The following is a 21,192-nucleotide window of genomic DNA, read 5'->3' on the forward strand; positions in this document are numbered from 1 at the left end:
AAAGAAAAATCAAAAGCCCTTGAAGAGCGTGCCTTGTTAGCCAAAAAAATATACGTGCCGAATTGCCACAAGCGTTTCGGCATTTACAAAACGATGTTGTATTGGTTAATGAGGACAAAATGAAAAAGTGGTTTCCCCGTAATTTATGCAGTGGCTTGATACTCGGTGCTGTGTTTGCCTCTGCCGCTGTATCAGCCGCTGATTCAGGTTCAGCCACTGCCGCCAAAAAGAAATTGGGCAAAGTGGTCGTCACGGCGCAAGCAGAACAGGAATCGGCGCATCCATCCAGTCAGGTTGTCAATCGCGAGGCGCTGGATAATCAACAGGTAACTGATCTGGATGATCTGGTGCGCTACATTCCCGGCGTAAGTGTGAGCGAAATAGGCCGGTTTGGTGCCAATGGTTTTAATATTCGCGGTTTGGATGGCGACCGTGTGGCCATGACGGTGGATGGTTTATCCATGGGCGAAACGCTGGATCCGGCCAGCTATCAAGCCTACGATTTTTTTCGCTCCACACGCGGCGGGTTGGATATAGACGCACTGAAATCGGTAGAAATTATTAAGGGCGCAGATTCAATCGCTGCCGGCAGTGGTGGTTTGTCGGGCGCGGTGATGTTTGTCACCAAAGACCCAGCCGATTATTTGGCGGCGCAGGGCGACGATACTTTTTTCAGCTTGAAAACCGGCTACGCCAGCGATGCTGATGAAGCGCTGCTCAGCGCAACACTCGCTAACCGCACCGGTGCCTGGGAGAGTTTACTGGTACTTACCCAGCGCAATAGTCATGAGCTGGAGGTGCAGGGCAAGGGTGAAAATATTACCGGCGGTGCGCGCGAAATTGCCGACCCGCTTGATGCCGAATCTACCAATGCTTTATTTAAATTATATTTTTATGCTGACCCAGTGCACCGTTTGGGATTGGTTGCCGAAACCTATCGCGCTAATTCGCAACTGAATAATTTATCGCGTGTGGATGCAAGTTATTTAACGCGCACCACGGATGACGACAACGAGCGCGATCGCCTCGGCGTGAATTACCAATGGCTTGCCGAGTCCCGTTGGTTTGATGTGTTTGATTGGCATTACGATTATCAAAATAGCTACAACAGCGGCTACACCTTAATGCTGTTTAAATCCACCACTTGCCCGCAAGGTGTATCGCCCTGTTATCGCTCGGAAGATCGCCACTACGAGCAGGATACTCACAGCACGCGTGTTAAATTCAGTAAAAATATTACCGGCAATGCGCTGGAGCAGGAATTAATCTACGGCCTGGGCGCAGAGCAGCGCGAGGTGAGTTATGCCTCTATCGATACACGATACCTTGGCACCAGTAATACCGCGTCACTGGTGGAGATTGACCCGGATTTTGTGCCGGAAACAGCAGTGACTCACTGGCACGGATTTGTGCGCGATCAAATTTCCCCGCTCAATTCCCCCTGGACTTTTAATGCCGGCGCGCGTGTTGATAGCTACGCCTATTCACCGGAATTTAATCCGCAATACCAGGATGCATCCAACACCGTTGGCGATGTAAATTTTACCCAAGCGACTTGGCAACTAGGCGCGAATTATCAATTTACCGCGCAACAACACCTCGCCGTGCAACTGGGCACTGGCTTTCGCGCGCCCTCTACTGAAAATTTGTATTACGCACCGGTCACCAGTGTAGGCATTGATGCAAGCAGCGGCGCAGAAGTCGTACTGTGGGATTCAGTCGCCAACCCCGATTTAAAAGCTGAAGAAAGTTTGAATAAAGAATTGCGGTATGGTTTTGCCAATCATCGTGTGCAAATCAATGCCGCTATTTTTCACGATGACTACAACAATTTTATAGAAACCCAAACGCTCACGCGTTTAAACGACACGGTTTTCCAAAGCTGCAGTCGCGGTACTTGCACTAATGCCACGGGCGATACCTACACCATGCCGGTTAATAGCGGTGAAGTAGTGGTGAAAGGTTTTGAAATCGATGGGCAGTGGAATCTGGATCGCAATCTCGCGCTGCGTTTTGCCTACTCTTACAACGACGGCGAAAAGAAAAATGGTGATCCACTGTTAAGCATTGTGCCGCACTCGGGTGTTGTGGGTATTGAGTACCAGCCCAATGATCGCCGTTGGGCGGCGAGTGTGAGCATGACGCGCTCAGGCAGTAAACAGGCGGATGATGTCGTGGTCACCGCCGCCGACGGCAGCCAAACCCAAGGCGCTGCATTTTTAACGGATGCTTTTACTTTGTTTGATTTACAAGGCCGTTATCAAATCACGCCCGCGTTAAAAATGACCTTCGGTTTGTACAACATTACCGACGAACAATACTGGCGCTGGCAGCGCGTGCAATTTGTTACCGAGGGCGCGGGTGGTGCACGCGGTGGTGTGACGGGTGACGGCATTAATCGCTATGCCGAACCGGGGCGCAATTTCAAAGCGAGTGTGAGCTATCGCTTTTAACCCTTCATCGCTTTTAACCTTGAACAGCCGGGAGGCGATTAGCTCCCGGCTGGATCACCATGTTGGAGTCTGTCTCAATACGCGCTTAAGCCGTGGCAATGCTGCCCGCTTTCTCCAGCTGAACTTTCAAAATATCGCCCAGATTCATTTCAATCCAATCCGCCAGTGCCTCCACTTTTTCACTGATCTGCTCGCCCATGGGGGTGAGTAAATACTCCACATGGGGCGGTACTACCGGGTAGGAAATACGCTGCACAAAGCCATCGGCCTCCAGGGTTTGCAGGGTCTGGGCGAGCATTTTTTCGCTAATGCCGGTAACGCGCCGGCGCAGTTCGCTAAAGCGGTGGGTGCCGCCGCGCAGCGCGATCAATAACAGCACACCCCAGCGGCTGGTGACGTGGTTGAGTATGGCGCGCGATGGGCATTTATCGGCCATCACATTGCCGCGCTGCATTATCTCCCGCAGGCCAGTGGGGCAGTTGTCGCTGTCGGAGCCGGAATCATTTTTCATCATACTTACCTTTTTGTGCGTACTTACTAAAAGTTAGCTTGGCTGTTAGTGTGACAACTTCTCTCACTGAAATAAAGGAGTTCGTCATGATTGTCGTTACTGGTGCGTCCGGCCAATTGGGCCGTTTTGTGGTTAATGGGTTGTTGCAAAAGGTGCCTGCAGCCGAGTTGGCGGTGGTGGTGCGTTCACCGGAAAAAGTGGCAGATTTTGCGGCGCTGGGGGTGCAGGTGCGCCAGGGCGATTACGACCAGCCAGAAACCCTGGTTGCGGCGTTTAAGGGGGCAGACAAGTTGCTGCTGATTTCGGCTAATGAAATTGGCCGGCGGTTTGCGCAGCACAGCGCTGCGATTGCGGCGGCAAAACAAGCGGGTGTTGGCCAGTTGGTGTACACCAGTTTGTTGCATGCGGATACCTCACCCTTACCGCTGTGCGCCGAGCATGCCCAAACCGAAACACTGATTCGCGCCTCCGGTATTCCTTTTGTGATCCTGCGCAATGGTTGGTACACCGAAAATTATGTGGCCGGGGTGAGTTCAGCATTGCAGTTGGGCGCTGTGTACGGCAGTGCGGGCGAGGGGCGCATTAGCTCGGCTGCCTGTGCCGATTACGCAGCGGCCGCTGTCGCTGTACTGACGCAGGAGAATCACAGCGGGAAAGTCTACGAATTGGCGGGCGATGAAAGTTATTCGCTGGCTGAATTTGCCGCGGAAATCGCCCTGCACTCCGGCAAAAATATTGTGTACCAGAATTTACCCGAGGCTGATTTTAAAGCCGCCTTGGTGGGGGCAGGTATGCCGGAATGGCTGGCAACACTTTTGTCTGAATCCGATGTGGGTGCATCCAAAGGTGGGTTGTTTGATGACGGTCATCAGCTCAGCCAATTAATTGGTCGTCCGACAACATCATGGAAAGAGCAGGTCAACAATGCAGTGAATGCGTAATTATGTTGCGCACCAACCAACAGGGCAACAGGGCGCCAGTTGGCGCCCTGTTGGAAATATTTTATTGCGGTAACACTATTTTGCTTTGGGGGCGGCTTTAACCCTCGCGGCAAAATCACTCACGCCCTGTGCCGTGCGCTGCACTTTTTGGATGGTGCCGTCCTCATTAAACGTTAAATATTCGGCGGTGCTGTAGCGCTGTTTTTTGTGGCAGCTAGAGGACTCGTCTTTTAACCAGCGGTGATAAAACAAAATCCATTGACCTTTGTACTCCACAATGGAGTGATGGTTATTGGCGTTGTTCTCTTCATCCATAATCACGCCCTGATATTTCCAGGGGCCTTTGGGCGATGTGGCGGTGTAATAGCTGAGCACGCGGTTATTTTCCGGCATGGTGAAGTAATAAATGCCCTTGCGTTTAAAGATCCAGGGGCCTTCCATTTTGGGCTCGTAACCGCCCATATCCATCTTGTAAAAATCGCCCTTGATACTGCGCATATCGTCGGCCATTTCCACTACCTGGTAGTCGCTGTTCATGCCGTGGAAATACAAATAGGCTTTGCCATCATCGTCGATAAACATGCTCGGGTCGTTGGCATAGGGCGTGCGCCACAGGGGCGCGTCGATCATGTCTTTGAAGGGGCCGGTGGGGGAATCGCTCTCGGCTATGCCTATGCCCATCCACTTGGTGCTTTTTTCCGGGTTTACCCGGTCTTTAAACCCGGTGCCGGCGGGGAACACCAAATAATATTTGCCGTTTTTGTAAACCGCATCGGGCGCCCAGGCGTAATTGTCTGCCCAGCTCAATTGTTCCAACGAAAAAATAGCGCCGTGTGCGGTCCAATTCACCAAGTCGGTGGAGGAGAAGGCATGCCAGTCTTTCATGTGGAAATCGGCTTGGCATTCCTCATCGTGTGAGGTGTAAAGGTACAGCTTGCCATCGGCCCAAACGCGCGCGGAAGGATCTGCAGTTTTGATATTGCTGCCAAAGTTGAGTGGGTTTTGTGCGCAGGCAACAGCGGCGCCAAGGCTTAGGCACAGGGCGGTGGCGGCTTTCAGAATGTTGTTCATGGTTATTGTTCCACAGCAGTGAATTTCACTGACCGATAACCATGCCGATGGGTTGATGTTGTTGTGCCCGGCGACTTGGCGCCAAACTTATAATAGTTAAATTAACCATAACATGGGGTGGCACTTTTTCCAAACGCTGGGAAATGTGTTGATGGGTTTAGTTTTGTTAAATCGGCTTTTTTCTGACCAAGGCTGGTGGGATTATCGAGCGAATTGCTGGTGCACTACTCGACAACGCGGATGCTTGTTTATGTCTACCCAGTTTTATCACTTACTGGCCAGCTGGCTGCCGCTGAAAGACCAGGCCAATTGGGTGCTGGGCGCGGTGATTGATACCCGCGGTTCGGTGTATCGCAAAACCGGTGCGCTGATGCTGCTGAGTGATGCCGGCCATCAGCTGGGTATGTTGAGCGGTGGCTGCATTGAATCCGATCTGTTGTTGCAAGCGCGCAAGGTAATTGCGCTGGGCAAGTCGCGGCGGATTATTTACGACGCCAGCGATGACACCAACATTGCCTGGCGCTTGGGCATAGGTTGTGGCGGCGCAGCGGAAATTCTTCTGCATCCCTGTAATGCCGCTAATGATTACCTGCAATTGCCCGCGCTGTTTGGTTGTCTGCAACAACAGTTCGCCTGCGAATTGGAATTGCAACTGGATAAACCGCGCGCGCGTTTTAATGCCTGCCTGCGCGATTTCTCCCGTCGCCAACATGGTGCCTTGCGGCGCAGCCCGGCGGATAACAGCGACATGCCGGGCGACAGCCAAATACTCTCCACCCTCATCAACCCGCTGCCGCATTTATTGGTGCTGGGCAGCGGCGCAGATTTAATTCCCCTGTGCCAATTGGCGCTGGTATTGGGCTGGCGCGTGACTCTGGCCGATGCGCGTTTGAATGCAGCCAAGCGCGATAATTTTCCCGCGCAAATAGAAGCGCTGAATCTGGCGGTTGCCGACCTAAATGCCGAGTTATTACAGCGGGTCGATGGGGTAGTTATTGCCCATCACAATCTGCGCCTGGATGCGGCGGCCATTGCAGCATTACAGTCAATGCAATTGTCCAACCCCTACATAGGTTTACTCGGGCCAGCCAAGCGCAAGGCCGACGTGCTGGCCGCTGCCGGGTTAACCGAAGCCGAACTGCGTTACCCCATTGCCGGGCCTATGGGCCTGGCCTTGGGGGGCGATTTGCCCGAGAGCATTGCGCTCTCGGTATTGGCCGAGTGCCACGCCAGAATTTACGGTAGCAGTGCCCAGCCTTTGGGTGTTGTGGCGGCCCTTGGTCATTGTCATTCCGAGCTTGCATCCATCAACCAGATAATTAGCGAGGTGCGCCATGAATAATTCAACCCACGCGCTGGACTGCCTGATTTTAGCGGCGGGCAATGCCAGCCGTTTTGGCAGCTGTAAACAATTGGCCGATTGGAAGGGCCAGCCCCTGTTAGCGGCGACTATCGCCGCCGCGCGCCAGCTCAACCCGGCGCGTATTCTGGTGGTGGGCGGTGCTTTTTATCCGCAGTTATTGCAGGCGCTGCCGGCGCTGAACTCCAGCGCGGGCAAAGGCTGTAACACGCCGGTGGAGTTGCTGGAATTTCGCGCCTGGAATTTGGGTTTGGGGCACTCGCTCGCGCACGCCATTAAACATTTACAAAACAGCAATCCGGTTCTGGTGTTGTTGGGCGATCAACCTTTGGTAAGCGCGCAGGATCTGCAAAATTTGTATCGCCACTGGTGCGCCCAGCCAGAAAAAATCGCCTGCGCCAGTTTTGCCAACACCCTCGGTGTGCCTGCGCTATTTCCCGCACACTTTAAAGCGCGTTTGTATGAGAGTCGCGGTGATCGCGGTGCAAAAAATATCTTGCTGCGCTATCGCAATCAGGTAATGCCTGTGGCTATGCCTTCGGCAGAGTTTGATGTAGATACACCGGCTGATCTCTCCAAATATTTACGCAAAGCGGTGTAGCTAATGCGGCAATGCCAATAACACCGCCATCTTGAATTGATTTTTCCGCCAAGGAGCTACCCATGATTTCACTGACGATCAATGGAAAAGAACAACAGCTGGACCTAGACCCGGACACCCCACTGCTCTGGGCGCTGCGCGATGAATTGCAGCTGACCGGCACCAAACTCGGCTGTGGTATGGCGCTCTGCGGCGCTTGCACTGTGCATATGAATGGCAGCCCGGTGCGCGCTTGCAGCCTGCCTATTTCGGCAGCGGCGGGCGCAACCATCGAAACCATCGAGGGAATTAATTCGCCTGCCTTTCAAGCGGTGCAGCAAGCCTGGCGCGAGCTGGATGTAGTCCAGTGCGGCTACTGCCAGTCGGGCCAAATTATGTCGGCCACGGCGTTGCTTCAAGGCAATAAAAACCCCAGCGATGCGCAAATCGATGCGGCTATGGGGGGCAACCTCTGCCGCTGTGCCACCTATCATCGTATTCGCGGAGCGATTCATCACGCCGCCAAAAATCTGGGAGGTAAAGCCTGATGAACTTCCTGAAACGCCAAGCAATAACTGAACAGAAAAATGCAGCGACCAATGTATCGCGCCGCGATTTTTTACAGGCCATGGGTATAGGCGGTGGCCTGTTAATGGGCAGCGGTTTTATCGCGGGTAGCGCATCCGTTTCTGCGGCCGATAACACGCCGGCTATGGCAAGTGGCGACACACCATTTTTTAATGCCTTCGTAAAAATAGCGCCGGATAACACCGTCACTATTTTGGTAAAACATTTGGATATGGGGCAGGGTGTGAGCACCGGCTTGACTGCCGTTGTCGCCGAAGAATTGGGCGCACGCTGGGAGCAAATGCAGTGGGAATTTGCCCCCGCCGATGCCAGCCAGTACAACAATTTATTTTGGGGGCCAACCCAAGGCACCGGCGGTTCATCGTCGATTGCCAACTCCTGGATGCAGTTGCGCCAGATGGGCGCCGCCGCGCGCGAAATGCTTGTCGCTGCGGCCGCTGCTGAATGGAAAGTGCCGGCCAGTGAAATCAAAGTCAACGCAGGGATTATTTCCCACGGCCAGCGCAAGGCAGAATTTGGTGCCCTCGCCGCAAAAGCGGCCACTATGCCGGTGCCGGAAAAGCCAGCGCTTAAAGACCCAAAAGAATTTCAATTAATTGGCAAAAATATTCCGCGCAAAGACAGCCTTGAAAAAACCAATGGCACCGCGGTGTACACCCAGGATATCCAGTTGCCCGGCATGCTGACCGCGCTGGTGGTCTACCCGCCCAAAATGTACGGCAAGGTAAAAAAAGTGGATGCTGCGAAAGCCAAGGCATCGCCCGGCGTAGTGGCGGTGGTGGAATTCCCGCGCGGTGTTGCCGTGGTTGCCGAGAATTTTTGGGCCGCACAAAAGGCGCGCAAATTAATTCAGGTGGACTGGGATTTATCGGCGAGTGAAACCCGCAGCAGCAGCGAATTATTTGCTGCCGCCCATGCGCTCGCGGAAAAGCCCGGCACGTCGGTAAAAACCAACGGCGATGCGGCAGCCGCCCTTGCCAAGGCCGACAAGGTATTAAGCGCATCCTATGAATTGCCCTACCTGACACACGCGGCGATTGAACCGATCAATTGCGTGGTGAAAGTAGAAAAAAATCACTGCGAGTTGTGGTTTGCCTGCCAAATGCCCACGGTGGATCAGCAGGAGGTGGCCGCCGCCACGGGTTTGAAACCTGCGCAGGTAAAAATTAATACCCTCTATGCCGGCGGCAGTTTTGGTCGCCGCGCCTGCCCCAGCGACTACGTGGTAGATGCTGCCAATATCGCCAAACAACTGCCCGGGCGGGCGGTAAAAATGCTCTGGACGCGGGAGGATGAAATCCTCAACGGTCGCTACCGGCCCATGGCGGTACACCATATTAAAGGTGCGGTATCTGCAGAGGGCAAAGCCATCGCCTGGCAGCATCACGCCGTGGCCCAGGCCATTCTGCGCGGCACGCCCTTTGAGGGCATGATCAAGGGCGCGGTGGATGGCACAGTCGCCGAGGGCATAGAGGATATGCATTACGCGATTCCAAATTTACACGTTGCGGCCACAGAGCTGCCGGTGAAATTATCTACCCTCTGGTGGCGTTCGGTGGGCCATTCCGGCAATGCTTTTGTGGTGGAAACTTTTGTCGATCAGCTCGCCAAAGCGGCTGAGCAAGATCCGGTGGCATTTCGCCGCGAGCTGCTCGCCAGTGAACCGCGCGCCTTGGGCGTTTTAAATTTGGCGGCGCAAAAAAGTGAGTGGAATAAAAAATTACCCGCCGGTGTCAGCCGCGGAATTGCGGTGCATAAATCCTTTGGCACCTGGGTGGCGCAGGTGGCAGAAGTGCGTATCAATGCGGATAAAACCTTTAAGGTGGAGCGTGTGGTCTGCGCCGTGGATTGCGGTGTGGCGATTACGCCTGATGTGATCCGCGCGCAAATGGAAGGCGGCATTGGTATGGGCTTAAGTGCAGCGTTGGGCGAAGCCATCACCCTGAACAAAGGCGCGGTGGAGCAGAGCAACTTCCACAATTACCCGCTGTTGCGCATTAGCGATATGCCCAAGGTAGAAGTACACATTGTGCCTTCGGCGGAAATGCCCTCGGGCGTGGGTGAGCCGGGTTTGCCGCCTATTGCCGGCGCTGTCGCCAACGCGTTATTTGCTGCAACCGGAAAAACTTACACGCGTTTACCCTTGGGCAATAAAGCGTAATTTTCAAAGCGCTGAAATAAAAATGCCGCTGGCGGTTTCGCCAGCGGCATTTTTTTTGATGTGTTTTTTGATGTGTTTTTTGAATTATGTTTGAAAATGTTGGTGCAGTTTTTAATTCAAATCATGGCGCCGTTTTTAGTGCAAATTAGTTAATGGCGGCGACCGGGCGCAAGTTGGCGGTAATGTCATTGCTGCTAACTTTTGTGCGCGCAATGCTACTCAAATTTTGCAATTGGTTGATTACATCCTCGGCGAGCCAACTGACGGAAGGATCGCTGTGGTTGCGCAGTTTTTCTACCAGGTAAATATGGCTTTGGTTGCCGGTCGCACGTAGCGCCAAGAGCGCATCCAGTTTTACGCCGGAGTCTTCATCATCCAACAGTGGCGCTATGGCATTGGCGGCATTGGCATAACCGGTTTTGGCCAGTTCTACCAGCGCTTGCTGGCGGGTTTGTGCGGATTCGCTATTGAGTTTGGGTTGCAGGCTGGTGATATGTTGCTCCAGCAGGCGGTTATCGCCCCGTGCAGACATAATCTGCGCGGCCACACGTTTTAATTCATCGCTCTGTTGTTGCTGGTAGAGCGTATCCAATTCATGGTCGGGCAAGAGTTCGGTATTGCCTGCGAGGTAGGCCAGGCTCTGGCTCACCAGCGCCACCGTTTCCACCGAGTTATTGGTTTGCAGTAAATCGCGCACCTTGCTACTAAACGGGCGCGGGTCGCGCTCGGAGACTGTGCTTAAATCTTTAATCAGTTGATCGCTGTTAATTTGGTTGTCACTGCTGGTGTTGTCAGTTGCAGTAGTCGTTAATTCGCTCTTGGCGCCGGCCATCAATTCAGGCGATTTTTGTTGTTGCATGTTGCCGGTATTTTCCCGGTTTTGTGCGAATGCAAAATCCGCTGCAGCACTGCGCGGTTGTTTGTGTTGCGCCAATAAAAATTCCAGATGCACAATTTTATTTTCCAAATCGCGAATGGTTTGTTTGTGTGTCTGGCTATCGCTGGTGACCTGCAACGTGGTGTAGGTGATAAACGCACCTGCCAGTGCAGCAAACAGTGTGGGTATGGAAAAAAGCGCGGCAGTTTTCATGGTAAATCCCCTTGTTGTTATTGTTTGTGGTTTATGGATTTTGTTGTTGATGGTTTATCAATTTATTGTTGATTGTTTATAAATTTGTTGTCAGCAAAGGGGCAGAGTGCCTGCCCCTTGCGTGTGGTGTTGGCTAGCCGTTAAAAAATTACAAATTGCCGTAACCAATAGCGCCGTTGCAGTGCATCCACTCGCTGCCACCGTTGCCGCCGCCACAGGCACCGTTTTGGTAAACACCGGTGTTGTAGCTTTGCGCTTCAGATTGACGCACGCTGCCGTTCACGCTGATGTAATCCACCTGCACATCGCGGTTGCCGGAATCGTTAAAGTATTCCACCAATGAACCACCGGATAAGCTGGTAGACACTGTGTAGTTAGACATAGTGGTAGAGAGTGTCCAGGTTTGCACCGTGGTGTTATTCACCTTCAAACGGATTTGCTCGCCACCGGCAGTGCCACGTGCGCGCACCACAATGGTTTTGTTGCCTGATGGCGCCGAGCTGGAACTGCCGCCACCGCTGCTGCCTTCGCTCACAGTGATGTCAGAGCTGCCGTTACTTTGATAGCCTTCGGTCGCCAGCACTTGATAGTTGTGCGCGCCCAAATTCAAACCTTTGCTCGCCCAGAAGTTGGCGTGGTTAGCAAAGGTGATGGTGCCAGAGATATTGCCAAAACCTTTTTTCGGCGTGCGCACGCTGAAATATTGATAAAAGGTTTGGGTGCCATCGATAGAGGGCTGCTGGGTGCGCAAGCAGCGGCGTACATTGTAGGTGGCGCCATCACTCTGGAAGCTGCCGTAGTCGGTGCCACCGGCGCAACTGGAAGGGTTGTAAGAGCCGTAGCTTTCAATCACGTAATATTCAATCAGCGGGCTGCGTGTCCAACCGTAAAGTGCAAGGTAGGAGTTTTGTGAATCGTTCACGTTGTAGCTGCCGGAGTAGCTGATTACACGTGAGCTGCTGCCGGGGTTCCAACCTTTTCCGCCCACCCAGTTATTGGTGCCGCTATTCCATTGCGAGGTGTAACGTCCGCCGGCTTGCAGGGTCATGGTCGCGCTGCCGGAATCTTTCCAGAAGGTGTAATAAAAACCGTTGTTGGTGCCGGTGGAGTTGGAGCTGAGGGTTTGTGCACTGGCCACTGAAGCACACAGTGCCGCCGCGCCGATCAAACCACCAAAAAACGTTTTGCCTGTTGTGAATTTCATTATTAGTTTCTCATTTGAGCCGCTCAACCAATACCGCCTATAGAGGAGGAGGGACTGTTGAAGGATGACCTGCCTATTGCGGGCAGATGTTTATCAAACGCCATACGACATGCTGTTATTGTTAAAAACGGCGTGGCGATTCGATGGGAAATTTATAGTCCTGCGGCAATGTTGTTGTCAATAAAACAATAAGCATATTGTCATTTAAACTATATTGAGTTTTTTTAGAACTTTTGTGTGTGATTCATGCGTAAATAATTTTTTAGCTATTGAATAAATTTGTTGGGATTCGCGTCATTTTTTTACTGGCGAATAAAATTTGGCAAGAGAAAATGGTGCGCTGAAATTGGGTTTTATCTGCAAAAAAAATCGCCTTGGCAAGGTAAAAAGTGCGCTGCAAATTGCAACACAACGCGCGATGCAGGAGGCAATTAAAAGTGCGATAAAAAGCGCAATAAAAAAGCCCCGGATAAATGCGTTGTACACATTCATTCCGGGGCTTGGTGTTAACTCGCCACCGAGCCTTTGTTGGTATCAAAAACCCGGGGCGATGGTCAGGCTTGGCAGCGGGTTGGCTTACAAGCTGGTGATAGTGGAGCTGGCCCAGTTGCGATAAACAGAACCGTTCGGGCTCTGGTCTGCACGCAATTTCAAGCCGATGGTCTGGTACAGCTCGGATTGGGTTTTACCGCCAGCATCCACCACTCGACCACCAGTGATACCCGCACCGGCCACCAGCATAGGCACATTGCTATTGCCGTGGGAGTCGGCATCGCCCATGTCAGAGACTTGGGTGACTATGGTGGAGCCAAACAGCCCGCGCTCGTTGATCTTGTCCATCAGGTAGCGGGTCAGGCCCTGCATGTACACAATATCTTCGGTGTAGGCGTTAGGCATATTGCCCTGGTTATGGTGCGATTGGTGCGACTCGCGGCCCAGCACATCCAGGAAGTGGGTATGGGCATCGGTACCAAAGGCGATAGACACAGACGCAGTGAGGTTACAGCTGAGTGCCAGCGCCACAATATCCGCATGCAGTTTTGCCGTAGCGTCAAAACCACTGGCTGTGGTGTTAGACAGCGTAGGGCAGGAGCCGCCCGAGTTGCCGCCGCCGGAATCAATCGCAGTTTCAATCTCGCGGATGGCGGTGAAGTGGCTGTCCAGCTTGTCCTTTTCATGTTGGCCGAGTTTGGTGCGCAGGCTGCTAATCGCGGCGTAGTGCAAATCCACCACCGACTGGCGCGGCGCTGTGCCTGAGCCACCACCACCGCCACCACCGCCGGAGAAGAGCACATCCAGTGCCGCTTGCGGGCTGGTAATCAGTGGGCGACCGTTGTAGCCCTCGCGGCTCAAGGCCGACTCTGCGGTGGTACCTACGTTCAGGTATTTCACCGGGTAGTTGGCGCCAATGGTGCGGCCCAGGTTCACATCAAAACTGTCCTCTGACCAGCTGCCGTTGTTAAAACGATGGAACATAACCCCGTGGCCGGCGCCGCTCAGCGAGGCGTTGCGCAGCAGGGCGATGCGGCTGTAGTGGGTTTGCAGCGGCGCCGATTGCACCGGCAGGGTGCTGCCAGTAGGGAACCAGCGGGTTGGGTGACAGCCGCCGCCGTTAAATACCAAACAGTGTTTGGTGGGCGTGCCGGTTTGGGCCTCGGCGGTGCGCGCGAGCATAACACCCGCGAGCATGCTGGAGGCCTGGATCAATCCCGCAGCTATACCGGCATGGCTAACGACTTTCAGAAAGTCTCTGCGTTCTTTGTCGAAGCAGTCTTTGTATCTCATGTTATTTACTCCAATTCGTTAACAAGGTGATGTGGGAAGGAGCGCGCCTTAGCGCGCCCACTCCCGCCGGTACATCACAGAATCCAATGCGGGAATTTCTTCCAGCATCGCCCTTGGGCCGCGGGTGGTCAGTACGTTGGTCAGGTCGGCCACATCACAGCGATAGGCGTTTTCTTCCGCCTTGCTGATGCGTGAGTAGCCCACATCCCTTGTTGAATCGATCAGGAAGATCGAATGGATACCGGTGCTGTAGCTGACGAACTGGGTCGCCAGACAGCTTTGCGCCAGGCTGGATACCATTGGGTCTTCCACTATGGTGCGCGCCAGATCCTTACCGCCATTAACCTGGATGGCGGGTGAGTGAATCACGCGATCCGGGTCGTTGAGGAACTGCAATTGCGGGAAGGGCGAGAAGAAGGTGCCCGCCGCATTGATGGCGTTGCCTTTCAAATCCACGCTGCGCAGACGACCCAGGGTGTCGTAGTTCTCCATAGTGCCGCCCAGTGGGTTGATGATCTCGCCGTGACAGTTAGAGCAGCTGGTGCCCGAGGTGATGCGGTCGAAGATCATGCGCTGGGTGGTGTGCGGGTTCTCAAAGAACTCCTTGTCACGTGCAGCCAGTGCTTCGCGGTCCAGGCTCACACCTGATGGTGGCTCAGGAATGTCCTGACACATCATGCGGCGGCGCAGGGCGACAGCGCGGGTCACCATGTTGGCATCGGTGGCGCTGGCGTAACGCGACATAAAGGCGCCGGAGAGCAAAATACCGCCGCGATCACCCGCTGCCGTGCTCACAAAACCATCGGCATCCGCACCTGAGGCGTTATAGGACAAGCCGTACAGGGTCGCCAAACGCTGGTTCACGTGGGTGTAGCTGGGGTTGTAAACCGAGGCGAAGGTAGAGCCGCTGCTGAGCATGGCCTGGGAGAAGTTCTTGCCCAGTTCCAGCTTCATGTCGTTGGCCAGGGTGGCAAAGTTGGCTACGCCGGTCTTCTCTTTGATCTCCAGCTGCTCGGTGCCCAGCCAGCGGTTCACAAAATCACCCAGGAGTACACGGGTATTGGCAGAGTTCAGCAACAGGGCTGCCTGTTGGCGCACGCCGGCAATGGTATTCAAGTCGCCACGTCCGGCCGCGGCCAGTAAGTCTGTACTGGGGGTGGTGCCGGTAAAGGTGTAGCTCATGAAGGTGGCCATTTCGTAGCCATCCAGCTTGTAGCCACTGCCACTGGGGTTACCCAATTCGGAGCGGTACAGGAACTGGGGCGATGACAGCATAGCGGCCAGCGCGACCTGCATACCTTCGGTCACTGTGCGGCCACCGGTGGTGCCACGGGCTACATTGCGATAAGCAGTGGCTTCATCGGTGGTTAATGGGCGCCGGAAAATGCGTGGTGCCAGGTCGCTGACCAGCTTGTCAGCACAGGTTGTGCTCGGGCTACAAGCCAATACCGCATTCCAGCGGGTGGCCACATCGGTAGCTATACGCTCGGCGGTAGAGATGTAACTGGTGTAACGGTTTTTATCCACCAACAGGGTGTTGTTGTTGGTGAAGGCACCGGCAATAAAGTCATCCGGCAGGCGTGAAATCACATCCTGGGTGTAACCCACCAAATCGCGCACTGAGCGTTGGTATTCCTGTTTGGTCAACAAACGCAGGGTGCGTTGGCCATAGGGCGATACATCGCTAGGGCAGCTGAAGTTGGATACCGGGTTATCCGGGATTCCATCTGCAGGGCGACGCCAGGTCAGGATATAAGCCTCAAGGTCAGCCGCGCACTGGCCAGTACAAGAACCCGGATCAGTTTGTGGCATCCACATGGCGATAAAGTCACGCAGGCTGCGATCCTGGGTGTCCTGGCTGTGGCGATATACCGAGCGGTTGGGGTTGAGTGGAGAGAAGGCCGGTGTGCCATTGGCGTTTTTCTCGCCATCGACACCGTGACAGGCCACACAGCTTTGGCTGGTCCAGAGCGAGGCGCCGCGTGTTGCGTCACCAATCAGCTCGCCATTGCCGCCTGAGCTGCTGGAGCTGGAACTGCTGGATAAGCTGCTGGCAGAGCTGAGCGAGCCGGTGCTGCCCACGCTGGAGCTGCTGCTGGAGCTTTGGCCATTGGTGTAAACCAGGTTGATGCTGTTGCTGGCCAGTGAGGGCACGCTGTCGCGGTAGCTGATGACTTTGTAGTCGTAGCTGCCGTAAGCCGAAAGCAGGTTCTCGGTAAAGCTGGCGCTGTTGGCCGGCAGGTTGCTCTGGGTAGTCCAGCGTCCATCGGCACCGCGGCGGCGCACCAGGAAGCCGGTTTCGGTGCTGCTCACATCTGCCCAGTTCAGGCTGGTATCACCCGTTACCTGACTCAGGTTGCCCATCAAACTCGCGGGTGCGGCAGGTGCGGCTGGCAGGCTGATCGCGGCGATATTGGTGGGGTTGTCGCGGGTCAGGAACATTTTGAAGTAAACCGGGGTTTTTTCCCCAATCGAGCCCAGGTTGGCCACTGCGCGCAGCGCCTCAACACCGGCGTTCATTTCAAAATCCACACTGTTCACCACAATCGGGCGGCGTGGCGATACGCTGATGCTGGTATTGCTGTGTTTCACAATAGTCGCATCAAAGGTGATGGCTTTGCTCACTGCGTGCAGGATCAGGTTGCCGGTCATGCTCTGCACTTGCATAGCACCTACTGGCAGGGCGTCCAACGCAGCCAGGTCCAGCTGGGTAGTGAAGTGCAATTGCGGCAGATAGTTGGATTCAAACAGCAGGTTTTGCATACGCGTATTGCGGATATCAAACCCGGTAGAAATGCTCGCCAGCGGAATGCTCAGGGTGGCATTGCCGTTGGTGGCTACTGTGCCTTGCAACTGGGTGAAGGTGAAAGTTTCAGCGGTGCTGATATTTTTTACCGTCACAAAGTGAAAGCTGGATTTCCCGGCTTCCAATAACCAGCGCGCCGCTGTTTGTGGCGCAGTGCTGCTAGCGCTGCTGGATGACAGGCTGCTTGGGCTGCTACTGGCAGGAGTGCTACTGGTCGCAGTGCCACTACAGCTGGCGCCGTTCAGCGTAAACGCCGTAGGGGCTGAAGCCACCGGGTTATTGATGATAAAACCAAATTGCGCGGTGCCATTGGTTGGCAGGTTGCCGTTGTAGCCAGCGTTGGACACACAGACATTGCTGCCGCTGGTGGTCAGGGTGCCATCCCATACATTGGCGATGGCTTCACCGCCTCTTAACGCCCAGCAGACTTGCCAACTGGTCACTGCGGCGCCGTTATTTTTAACGGATACACCGATTTGCGCCCCATTGCCCCAGCTGTTGGCGGTGGTATAGGTCACGTTACACAGGTTTTGGGCCAGTGCGGTGGTTGGCGCTACAAGAGCAAGGGCCAAACCAAATGGGGAGAGCGCGGAGAGTTTGCGTAATTTTTTCATGATAATTTCTCGTAAGCCTCCAGTTAGCGCGCGTCAAACACAAGCGCGAAATCCACGGGGACTGCCGCACTGATGGATGTCAGGTTGACGATAGAGCGCAAAGCCTCCACGCCGGCAGTGAGGTTAAAGTCGCCCGCGCGGGTCAGTACCGGTGCCATGCTCTGCACCAGAATGCGTGAATTGGTCAGGCGCTGTACCGATACCCGGGTGGTGAGCGGAACACTGACTCCGTGCAGGTTGAGGGTGGCGGTTATGTCGGTTTGGGTGGTCTGCCCCAGGGTCAGGCTGCTGAGCAGGGTGGCTGGCACCGCAACGCTGACAGTGGCGGTCGGGTAGCTGGTGGTTTCAAACAGTAAATCGCGCAGGCGCTGGTCGCGCAGGGCAACTCCTGAATTGACGCTGTTCAGGTCGATAGTCACGGTTGCTACACCATTGCTGCCAATCGCACCGGTAAGGCTTGTGAAATTGTGTACCTCAACATTGTGGGTGTTTTTGGTAGTCACAAAGTTCAGGTAGGAGGCGCTGCTGTTCAAGTCCCACGCCGCCTGGTTGGCCACTGACGACGGTGTGCTGCTGGCAACACTACTGGCCACCGATGAAGGTGTGCTGGATGCCACTGAGGATGGGGTAGAGCTGGCTTGGGAGGTCGCCGCCGAAGAGGCCGCCGCACCACAAACACTGCCGGTTACTTGTGGCACTTCCGGTGCAGCACTGCCCTTGCTGCCCTGGAAACCAATCTCAACTGTCTGGTTGGGCTGGATACTGCCGTTCCAGCTCAGGTTGGATGCGGAATAAGGATTGGTGCCGCTGTAATTGGCGTTCCAGCTGCTGGTTAAGCGATTGTCACCGCTGTATTGCCAGCTCACATTCCAGCCGTTAATCGCACTGGTTCCGCTGTTGGTTATTCTAATCGCGGCGGTAAATCCGTTATTCCACTGGTTGGTGACGACATACTCACAGCCCGCCGAAGCCTTGGCTGAAAGTACAACTGTTGCCAAGCTGAAACCCAGCAGGCAGAGCGATCGTGTAACCCTGCCCCTTGGGCGCGGGGTGATCGCAGAGGCGGTCAAACTACTCATGGTGTTTTCCTCTTGAGTGGATGTCGGGCGAACCCGGCAATGGGCCCTTAGCCAACAAGCGATGCACAGATCTGTACATCGCTTGTTGGCTGAGGGGTAAGTGATTTGCGCGCTGGCTCTCGCCAAAGCGCAAAAAAAATTGTTGTGATTTCATGTTTTGGATGCGCGTTTAGCCATTTGCATGGAATTGCCCAACCGCATGGAATCGGGTAATTGAATTGCGTCAGTAAGTAGTGGCGGCTCCGGGTGATGTGTGGCCGGGCGAACTTTTTTCTGCGCGGGTGCAATCGAGCGCTGCACAGTGTCGCGCGCTAGTTGTGGTTGCACCGGGTGATGAGCCGGGTGGCGAATTGCATCCGGAAAAGATTGATGCGCAGGTTCGCGAAAAAAATCCTGCGGAAAAAAACGCAAGGCGTGAATTAAAATACAACCGCCAATGCAGGCAGGAATTAACAAACTGAAATACACCGTCATAACAAAACTGTAATTCACTGTGTAATTCCACGGGCGAGCTATGCCCAGGTAACACGCAAATAACCAGGACACACTAGACACTACGCCAGTTAATACCACCAATGTTTTTTCAATGTTGCCCAAGCCAGAAATTCCGCGGCTGGAAACAACGCGCGGAAAACTGAAATGGTGTAGTGCAATACCATTCAGCGTGAGAATTCCCACCACGGTAAATTTTGCCCAAAGCTTTTGATTTAACAGGTATTGCTGCGGGTTTTCTGCATAGCCAATCACTACCAGTAATAAGCCGGAAACCCATAGCGCTACTAGTGCCATTGAAATGGTTTTTGCCGCGCGCTGTAACTCTTCAACTGCTAATTTTGAAAGGCTTTGGCCGCGCGTTTTTGCCAGCGCCAGATCCTGAATTAGCATAATTCCCACGGCTACGCAGGCAGCAATTAAGTGCACATACACAATTAAGGTTTTCATGAGCCAGTCCGCTCTTCTATTGTTGTTTTTGATTCAATCAATATCGCTATGCAGCGAAATGATTGCGCTAACTTTTTGAAATTTTAAAAAAGCGGAAGCCCGCTCAAAAAATCAAAAAGAATTTTTAAGGCAATAGAAACCACTGCGTCATGTGCACGCACAAAAACGAAGGTGGCTGGTCGATGATGGTTGTAAAACGAAAGATAAATCGCATCGTTTTACGGGGCATTGCGCGCGTTGAATTGCGCTATCTCTCACGGCTCGGTCAAACTTTTTATTATTTATGTGCAACAACTAATTGACTGGTTTTTTGCTAATCATTTTATGTTTTTTAGTTGTTCATCAAATCACTGAGGTTGCAGTGGAAAAACTTTTGCAAAAAGCGATATTGATGTGCTCAGTCATGTTGCTCGTAAATCATACAAAATATTGTGTGCTAGTCCACTAAAATTTCAGTTGCTCTGGCGGAATAAGTCACGAAAAAATTATTTTGTCGCTTAAATCTTTATTTTGGCGCTTGATTCAATGCGTTGTTTTTATTGGCTGTAGGGATTTTTATGTCTGAATTTTTTATTTTTTTGATTCGATTTTAAAAAATCTTAAAACAATAGAAGTGTCAATTCGCATCGGACAGGTGGCTTGTGTTGCTTGTTAAATCACACTTCTGTTGAGAATTGCAGCGCAATTTTTTTTACGGAAAAGCTCGGGGGCGGTGCGGCGGTTTCAATCTTATTGCCAATAATTTCTATAACTATCAATGCAATGTGCAATGCGGGGTGGCTGGGCGCTGGCTTGCATTTTCTTCTGCAGGCATCTAAAAATGGCATTGTTTGTGTGTCATTAATGCTGGGGGTGAATAAATGTTTGAGATCAGCCAGTTGCGCTGTTTTGTGGCTGTAGCCGAAGAGTTGCATTTCAGCCGGGCGGCTGAGCGGCTGAATATGACCCAGCCGCCCCTGAGTCGACAAATTCGTTTGCTGGAGCATCATGTCGGCGCGCAGCTGTTGGAGCGTACCAGTCGCACCGTTCGCCTCACTGCCGCGGGCAAAGCCTTTTTCCCGGATGCAGCACGCATCTTGCGACTGGCGGAAGAAGCCGCTGCGACCGCCCGCCGAAACGCCAAAGGCGATAAGGGCTCGCTGTCGATAGGTTTTACCGCCTCCTTCGGCTATCACCTGCTGCCGGCCATGGTGCGCAAGCTGCGTGAATGTGCGCCGGATGTCTCGCTCACCCTGAAAGAGCTGGTCACTGGTGCCCAGCTGGAGGCCCTGCATTCCGGGGTGTTGGATATAGGCCTGGTGCGCCCGCACAATCACGAAGGGGAATTGGAGACGGTTTTCCTCGCGGGGGAGGCGCTTTACTTGGCCATTCCCAAACAGGATGCCGATCTCTGGCCCGCCGAACCGACCCTGGCCTGCTTGCAAGACAAACCCTTCCTTATGTATTCCCCTTACGAGGCGCGTTACTTCCACAACCTGCTGTCCAATTGTTTCCAGCGGGAGGATGTGCTGCCGCAAATCGTGGAGTATGTAGCGCAAATGCACACCATGCTCGCGCTGGTGCAATCCGGTATTGGTGTGGCCCTTATTCCCAAATCGGCCACCAGTTTGCATTTTGACGATATTTTATTGCGGCAAATCGCCACCACCCCGCCCAAGCCGGTAGAAATGGTCTATAGCTATCGCAAGGACAACAATAATCCCGCACTGGAGATATTTCTGAATCAGGTACTGCCGGCATTTAAAAGCTGACTTGATAGCGAAATTGCACCGCGAGATTGATACATGAATTAAATCGTTTTAGTTATTCATTGATTTGATTCATCCACTAACAGCGCTCAGAATCAATCACATCAACTCGTGGTTTGGGCAGCGCTAACAGCAATAAATCGCATACCGCCAAACCATAAAGCCCATCAGGCTCTGCGCAACTCAACATGAGAGGTGAATATGTACATTCACAATACCGCGCCAGTGTTAACCAACTACATTCGCTCATAGCGAACTT

The 21,192-nt window shown here is 53.5% G+C and carries 15 protein-coding genes; 7 read left to right on the plus strand and 8 right to left on the minus strand.

Going from position 1 to position 21,192, the window contains the following annotated elements:
- Positions 1 to 119 precede the first annotated feature (119 nt).
- Positions 120 to 2,453, plus strand: a complete 2,334-nt coding sequence (locus tag ACFODX_RS10825) for a TonB-dependent hemoglobin/transferrin/lactoferrin family receptor (protein ID WP_378118955.1) — start codon at positions 120 to 122, stop codon at positions 2,451 to 2,453.
- Between the two features lie 85 nt (positions 2,454 to 2,538).
- On the opposite strand, the gene ACFODX_RS10830 is transcribed toward ACFODX_RS10825, so the two are convergent.
- Entirely contained in the window at positions 2,539 to 2,967 is a 429-nt protein-coding gene (locus ACFODX_RS10830) for a winged helix-turn-helix transcriptional regulator (RefSeq protein WP_378118957.1), read from the minus strand.
- An 83-nt stretch (positions 2,968 to 3,050) separates the two neighbouring features.
- Between ACFODX_RS10830 and ACFODX_RS10835 the strand changes: the two genes are divergently transcribed.
- Positions 3,051 to 3,905 (plus strand): SDR family oxidoreductase, encoded by an 855-nt coding sequence (locus tag ACFODX_RS10835; RefSeq protein ID WP_378118958.1) that lies wholly within the window; start codon positions 3,051 to 3,053, stop codon positions 3,903 to 3,905.
- A gap of 75 nt (positions 3,906 to 3,980) precedes the next feature.
- Here the strand turns inward: ACFODX_RS10835 and ACFODX_RS10840 are convergent, their stop codons facing one another.
- Positions 3,981 to 4,976, minus strand: coding sequence for a family 43 glycosylhydrolase (locus tag ACFODX_RS10840; protein WP_378118959.1), 996 nt, complete (start codon positions 4,974 to 4,976; stop codon positions 3,981 to 3,983).
- Between the two features lie 250 nt (positions 4,977 to 5,226).
- Here ACFODX_RS10840 and ACFODX_RS10845 point away from each other — a divergent pair, with 250 nt between their 5' ends.
- The 4 genes from ACFODX_RS10845 to ACFODX_RS10860 all read left to right on the plus strand — a co-directional run bounded on the left by ACFODX_RS10845 (position 5,227) and on the right by ACFODX_RS10860 (position 9,665).
- Positions 5,227 to 6,318, plus strand: coding sequence for an XdhC family protein (locus tag ACFODX_RS10845; protein ID WP_378118961.1), 1,092 nt, complete (start codon positions 5,227 to 5,229; stop codon positions 6,316 to 6,318).
- On the plus strand, positions 6,311 to 6,937 hold the full coding sequence (locus ACFODX_RS10850; protein ID WP_378118963.1) for a nucleotidyltransferase family protein: 627 nt from the start codon (positions 6,311 to 6,313) through the stop codon (positions 6,935 to 6,937). The genes ACFODX_RS10845 and ACFODX_RS10850 overlap by 8 nt, the downstream gene beginning before the upstream one ends.
- 62 nt (positions 6,938 to 6,999) lie before the next feature.
- A complete protein-coding gene (locus tag ACFODX_RS10855; RefSeq protein ID WP_378118965.1) occupies positions 7,000 to 7,464 on the plus strand; it encodes a (2Fe-2S)-binding protein in 465 nt (154 codons plus the stop codon).
- On the plus strand, positions 7,464 to 9,665 hold the full coding sequence (locus ACFODX_RS10860) for a xanthine dehydrogenase family protein molybdopterin-binding subunit (RefSeq protein WP_378118967.1): 2,202 nt from the start codon (positions 7,464 to 7,466) through the stop codon (positions 9,663 to 9,665). The genes ACFODX_RS10855 and ACFODX_RS10860 overlap by 1 nt, the downstream gene beginning before the upstream one ends.
- Before the next feature lie 145 nt (positions 9,666 to 9,810).
- Here the strand turns inward: ACFODX_RS10860 and ACFODX_RS10865 are convergent, their stop codons facing one another.
- The 6 genes from ACFODX_RS10865 to ACFODX_RS10890 all read right to left on the minus strand — a co-directional run bounded on the left by ACFODX_RS10865 (position 9,811) and on the right by ACFODX_RS10890 (position 19,185).
- Positions 9,811 to 10,755: a HEAT repeat domain-containing protein gene (locus ACFODX_RS10865; RefSeq protein WP_378118969.1), complete on the minus strand. Its 945-nt coding sequence runs from the start codon at positions 10,753 to 10,755 to the stop codon at positions 9,811 to 9,813.
- A 148-nt stretch (positions 10,756 to 10,903) separates the two neighbouring features.
- The gene (locus tag ACFODX_RS10870) at positions 10,904 to 11,959 is read right to left on the minus strand and encodes a glycoside hydrolase family 11 protein (RefSeq protein WP_378118971.1); all 1,056 of its coding nucleotides are present in this window, start codon (positions 11,957 to 11,959) and stop codon (positions 10,904 to 10,906) included.
- Positions 11,960 to 12,535: 576 nt separating this feature from the next.
- Positions 12,536 to 13,744: a DUF1552 domain-containing protein gene (locus ACFODX_RS10875; RefSeq protein ID WP_378118973.1), complete on the minus strand. Its 1,209-nt coding sequence runs from the start codon at positions 13,742 to 13,744 to the stop codon at positions 12,536 to 12,538.
- Between the two features lie 48 nt (positions 13,745 to 13,792).
- Positions 13,793 to 17,164: a DUF1592 domain-containing protein gene (locus ACFODX_RS10880; protein ID WP_378118975.1), complete on the minus strand. Its 3,372-nt coding sequence runs from the start codon at positions 17,162 to 17,164 to the stop codon at positions 13,793 to 13,795.
- A 23-nt stretch (positions 17,165 to 17,187) separates the two neighbouring features.
- Positions 17,188 to 18,243, minus strand: a complete 1,056-nt coding sequence (locus tag ACFODX_RS10885; RefSeq protein WP_378118977.1) for a cellulose binding domain-containing protein — start codon at positions 18,241 to 18,243, stop codon at positions 17,188 to 17,190.
- Positions 18,244 to 18,393: 150 nt separating this feature from the next.
- A complete protein-coding gene (locus ACFODX_RS10890) occupies positions 18,394 to 19,185 on the minus strand; it encodes a hypothetical protein (RefSeq protein ID WP_378118979.1) in 792 nt (263 codons plus the stop codon).
- Between the two features lie 860 nt (positions 19,186 to 20,045).
- Here ACFODX_RS10890 and ACFODX_RS10895 point away from each other — a divergent pair.
- Positions 20,046 to 20,936 (plus strand): LysR family transcriptional regulator, encoded by an 891-nt coding sequence (locus ACFODX_RS10895; protein ID WP_378118981.1) that lies wholly within the window; start codon positions 20,046 to 20,048, stop codon positions 20,934 to 20,936.
- Positions 20,937 to 21,192 lie beyond the last annotated feature (256 nt).

Source organism: Cellvibrio fontiphilus, from assembly GCF_042646205.1.
In the GTDB taxonomy this organism is placed as follows: Bacteria; Pseudomonadota; Gammaproteobacteria; order Pseudomonadales; family Cellvibrionaceae; genus Cellvibrio; species Cellvibrio fontiphilus_A.

Coding starts and splice junctions, on each gene's coding strand:
- ACFODX_RS10855 (WP_378118965.1), top strand. CDS start 7,000: ATGATTTCACTGACGATCAATGGAAAAGAACAACAGCTGGACCTAGAC.
- ACFODX_RS10830 (WP_378118957.1), bottom strand. CDS start 2,967: ATGATGAAAAATGATTCCGGCTCCGACAGCGACAACTGCCCCACTGGC.
- ACFODX_RS10895 (WP_378118981.1), top strand. CDS start 20,046: ATGTTTGAGATCAGCCAGTTGCGCTGTTTTGTGGCTGTAGCCGAAGAG.
- ACFODX_RS10860 (WP_378118967.1), top strand. CDS start 7,464: ATGAACTTCCTGAAACGCCAAGCAATAACTGAACAGAAAAATGCAGCG.
- ACFODX_RS10880 (WP_378118975.1), bottom strand. CDS start 17,164: ATGAAAAAATTACGCAAACTCTCCGCGCTCTCCCCATTTGGTTTGGCC.
- ACFODX_RS10840 (WP_378118959.1), bottom strand. CDS start 4,976: ATGAACAACATTCTGAAAGCCGCCACCGCCCTGTGCCTAAGCCTTGGC.
- ACFODX_RS10865 (WP_378118969.1), bottom strand. CDS start 10,755: ATGAAAACTGCCGCGCTTTTTTCCATACCCACACTGTTTGCTGCACTG.
- ACFODX_RS10885 (WP_378118977.1), bottom strand. CDS start 18,243: ATGAGTAGTTTGACCGCCTCTGCGATCACCCCGCGCCCAAGGGGCAGG.
- ACFODX_RS10845 (WP_378118961.1), top strand. CDS start 5,227: ATGTCTACCCAGTTTTATCACTTACTGGCCAGCTGGCTGCCGCTGAAA.
- ACFODX_RS10870 (WP_378118971.1), bottom strand. CDS start 11,959: ATGAAATTCACAACAGGCAAAACGTTTTTTGGTGGTTTGATCGGCGCG.
- ACFODX_RS10875 (WP_378118973.1), bottom strand. CDS start 13,744: ATGAGATACAAAGACTGCTTCGACAAAGAACGCAGAGACTTTCTGAAA.
- ACFODX_RS10835 (WP_378118958.1), top strand. CDS start 3,051: ATGATTGTCGTTACTGGTGCGTCCGGCCAATTGGGCCGTTTTGTGGTT.
- ACFODX_RS10890 (WP_378118979.1), bottom strand. CDS start 19,185: ATGAAAACCTTAATTGTGTATGTGCACTTAATTGCTGCCTGCGTAGCC.
- ACFODX_RS10825 (WP_378118955.1), top strand. CDS start 120: ATGAAAAAGTGGTTTCCCCGTAATTTATGCAGTGGCTTGATACTCGGT.
- ACFODX_RS10850 (WP_378118963.1), top strand. CDS start 6,311: ATGAATAATTCAACCCACGCGCTGGACTGCCTGATTTTAGCGGCGGGC.